Consider the following 3,849-nt stretch of genomic DNA (forward strand, 5'->3'; position numbering starts at 1 on the left):
TCGCGCCGGGCGCAGCGGTATCCCGGAAACAACCAGCGCCCCACGCTGGGGCATGCTGTCGTTCTCGTGTTCGAACCCGGAACCTCCGCAGGTCAGGCCGTGGCAGCGTCGGTCCGCAGGTAGGCGTAGACGGTTTCGCGGCTGATGCCGAACTCTCTGGCCAGCGCGGCTTTCGACTCTCCGGCTGTCGCGCGGGCGCGCAACAAGTCGGCTGGTTCGGTGGTGAGGGCGGGTTTGCGGCCGGTGTAGGCGCCGCGGGCCTTGGCCGCGGCGATGCCCTCGCGCTGGCGTTCGAGGATGAGGGCGCGTTCGAACTCGGCGAAGGCGCCCATCATGCTCAGCAGCAGGTTCGCCATCGGTGAATCCTCGCCGGTGAAGGTCAGTGACTCCTTCACGAACTCCACCCGAACGCCCTTGCCGGTCAGGGTGCGCACCAACCGCCGCAGGTCGTCGAGGTTGCGGGCGAGGCGGTCCATGGAGTGCACGATCACCGTGTCGCCGTCGCGCACGAACCCGATCAGCTCCTCCAGCTGCGGGCGGGCGGTGTCCTTCCCGGAGGCCTTGTCGACGAAGGTGCGCTCGACGGCGATCCCGGCGAGCTGGCGGACGGTGTTCTGGTCGACCGTACTCTGTGACTCGCGGCGGGAAGTGGCGGTGTTTTCGCGGTGGCGGGTGGCGCGGGTTTCGGGCTGTTCAGGTGGTGGTGCCGATGACGAGGGTGCTGCGGGCGGTTTCGACGACGTCGGCGGTGATGGTGTGGAGTTCGTTGATTCGCATGATGCGCTGGATCTGGGCGAACAACCGTTGCAGGAGGCGGAAGTTGCCGCCGGTGATGCGGGCGACCGCGGCGACGGCTTGGGCGTCGGTGAAGTCGTCGGCGTCCAGGTCGAGGCCGAGTTTGTGCCAGTGCCGCGACAGCACGAAGGTGAGTTCCTCGCCGGTCAGGGGCCGGTAGTGGTGGGCGAAGCCGACGCGGCTGTAGAGCTGGGGGTAGCGGGCGAAGGTTTTCTCGATGCCGGGCATCCCGATGAACAGCAGGCCGTGGTCGCCGCGGTCGTATTGGTCGCGCAGGTGCTCGATGGCGGTGCCGGGCAGTCGTTCGGCCTCGTCGATGATCACCAGTTCGACGTAATCGATCGACTCGTGCACGCGGCGGTCGGGGCGGACGTGGTCGCCGATACAGAAGTTGACCCGCATGGTCAGACGTTGGAGGTCATCGCGTAGCTGGCGCAGGGGCGCGGCCACGGTGGGCGTGTAGAACACGGTGCGCGAGCGGGCAAGCGCGGCGTAGACATCGTGGTCGGAGTCCTCGCGCCGGCCCCAGGTGGTCAGCAGGTGCGCGGCCTTGTCCCAGCGTGAGTAGCGGGAGGCGGACAGTGTTTTACCGATTCCTGCTGCGCCGTAGCAGATTCCGATGGTCCGGTCGCGTTTGACGGTATCGGCGAACTCGACGAACCGGCGGTGTTCCTTGGTCGCGATGAACGGCCAGTTCCGTGGCGGCGACACTGTCATTCCTCCTGGTAGGCGCGCAACCGCGGCCCTGGCGGTGCCGGTTCCGGTTCCGGCTGCGCGGGCGGCGGATCGCGGACGGGGAGGTAGTCGGTGACGACGGTGATGCGTTCGTTGATCTGTGCACGTAGCCGGCGCCGGTAGGCGCGGCGGGCGGCATGGATGTCTTTGAGGCCGATGGTGTCACCGCTGTGGTCGGGACTGACGGCTGTGCACAGGAACCGGTTGTTGTGGAAGATCCGGATCTCGGTGATGTCGCGGGGGTCGTAGCGGATGGTGACGGGTTCGCGGACGTAGGCGGCGAGGGTGGGGTGCAGGTAGCGCAGGCCCTGGAAGTGGATGCCGTCGCGGTGCACGACGCGCGCTGTGGCGACGGTGACCAGCAGCAGGTCGAGTTGTTCGAGGCTTTCGGGCATGCGTGGCAGCCATCCATCGGCGATCCACGCTTGCTGTGGTGAGACACCGATCTCGGAGTGGGTGCGCTGGTGGTAGACGTTGGTGATGAACCGGCCGATCGCCTCGTCGAGCTGCCGCAACGACAGTGCCGGCGGGGTGACCGGTTTGCCGTGGACCAGGTGACCGGGCAGCTCGGGGAGCAGTTCGGTGTTGATGCCGCCGAAAAACCGCTCCACCTGCCCCGGCCTTGGGGGCGGGCGACGGTCGAGTGCACGATCGCGAACTTCAGATCGACCGCGACCTGGGCGAGGTGGTCGCTGGTGAAGTCGCTGCCGTGGTCGGCGTAGAGGATCTCGGGCAGCCCGCACATCGGCCAGCCCGGATCGGATTTGGTCCAGATCGCTTGGCGCAACGCCAGCGACGTGTTCAGTGCCGAGGGCGCGCCGAGGTTGACGGTGTAGCCGGGCACCGCACGGGAATGGTCGTCGAGCACCACGGTCAGCCACGGCCGCCTGGCGCGGCCGGCGTCGAGAACGAGGATGTCGAGCTGGGTGTGGTCGGCCTGCCACATCCGGTTCGGGTGCTCGGCGCGACGGCGATACACCAGCTCGTAGGTGTCGCGGAAGACTGCGGCGCCGTCCTGGGCGAGGGTGACCATAGCCGGGTCGAGCCCGGTGACGATCGAACGGACGGTGGTGTAGGACACCGGAGCCCACCCTTGCTGCGCGGCAGCGCGCTCAGCGCGGCGGGTGATCGTCGCCAGCGACTGACGCGGCCGGCGCAGCGCCATGCCCTCGATCAGCCGCACCAGCCCGGGGTCGGTGCGCCGGCCGGTCGAGCGGCGCTTGGCCGGGGCGAGGCCGGACAGGCCGGTGGCCCGGTAGCGGTGCAGCCATCGTTGCGCGGTCCGCAGCGGCGTACCCGCCGCCGCCGCGGCGCGGGTCAGTGGCACGCCGTCTTCCAGATGAGGGCGCAGCACCTCGAACCGGCTCATCGCTTCTCGCCGGTCGGTTTCGGTCAATCCGGTCAGTCCGCTGCCGATCATTACCCCTCACCCGCTTTCCATGCTCGCGGGTTCACGTGCGCTGGTTACATTTTCACGCGCTCGGGCGTCAGATGTCGGTAGATCGTGGGACGGGTGACACCGAATTCCGCGGCGATCTGGGCGACGGTGTAGCGGCGCTTGCCGCGGTCGTCGACCTCGTCGTACATCTGCCGTGCGAGCTGTACCTGACGCGGCCCGAGTTTGGGTTTCTGACCGCCGGTGCGCCCACGGGCGCGGGCAGCGGCGAGGCCGTCGCGGGTGCGCTCGGACATCAAGGCGTGCTCGAACTCGGCGATGGCGCCCAGGATTTGGAAGAACATTCGGCCGACCGCGGTGGAAGTGTCGATTCCCTGGTCCAGAACCACCAGGTCCACTCCACGTTCCTGGAGTGTCTTCGACAGCTCGATCAGGTGCTCGAGGGAGCGGCCGAGCCGGTCGAGCTTGGTAACCACCAGTTGGTCTTTCGGCCGGTTGGCGACCAGCAGCGCCTTACCCAACTCCGGGCGGGAGGCGAGCTTGCCGGAAGCCTTGTCGATGAAGATCTGCTCACACCCGGCAGCGGTGAGCGCGTCATGCTGCGCTTCAGGATGCTGATCGCGGGTGGAGACCCGTCCGTAGCCGATTCTCATGCCCCGGAACGTATCGGTAACCCCCGACAGGTTGACACTGCCGCGTACACGGCAACCTTTACAGATCCGGCCTGCGGAAACCGACTGCCGCCGAGAGTGTCTCGCGAACGATCGTTACCGACACACCTACCAGGGGCCGAGCAGCCGGTGATGACATCGGGATGTGGAGTCCCCGGCAGCTGCACCAACCTGATTGATCGTGCTCACCGTTCGACTATCAACGCGGTGCGATTCAGAACCACCCAGACATACATGTCGTTGATGCGGTAC

The 3,849-nt window shown here is 67.4% G+C and carries 3 protein-coding genes and 2 pseudogenes; all 5 read right to left on the reverse strand.

Annotated features, from left to right (window positions below):
* Positions 1-92: 92 nt before the first annotated feature.
* Positions 93-629, reverse strand: a pseudogene (locus tag ACWEO7_RS38435) (recombinase family protein); the annotation flags it as partial.
* 64 nt (positions 630-693) lie between these two features.
* The gene (locus tag ACWEO7_RS38440) at positions 694-1,506 is read right to left on the reverse strand and encodes an AAA family ATPase (protein ID WP_452430650.1); all 813 of its coding nucleotides are present in this window, start codon (positions 1,504-1,506) and stop codon (positions 694-696) included.
* A 2-nt stretch (positions 1,507-1,508) separates the two neighbouring features.
* On the reverse strand, positions 1,509-2,141 hold the full coding sequence (locus tag ACWEO7_RS38445; RefSeq protein WP_452430652.1) for a Mu transposase C-terminal domain-containing protein: 633 nt from the start codon (positions 2,139-2,141) through the stop codon (positions 1,509-1,511).
* Positions 2,142-2,215: 74 nt separating this feature from the next.
* Positions 2,216-2,950 (reverse strand): annotated as a pseudogene (locus ACWEO7_RS38450) (helix-turn-helix domain-containing protein); the annotation flags it as partial.
* Positions 2,951-2,994: 44 nt separating this feature from the next.
* Positions 2,995-3,579, reverse strand: coding sequence for a recombinase family protein (locus tag ACWEO7_RS38455; protein WP_452430654.1), 585 nt, complete (start codon positions 3,577-3,579; stop codon positions 2,995-2,997).
* Positions 3,580-3,849: the final 270 nt, after the last annotated feature.

This window comes from Nocardia sp. NPDC004260, from assembly GCF_053603155.1.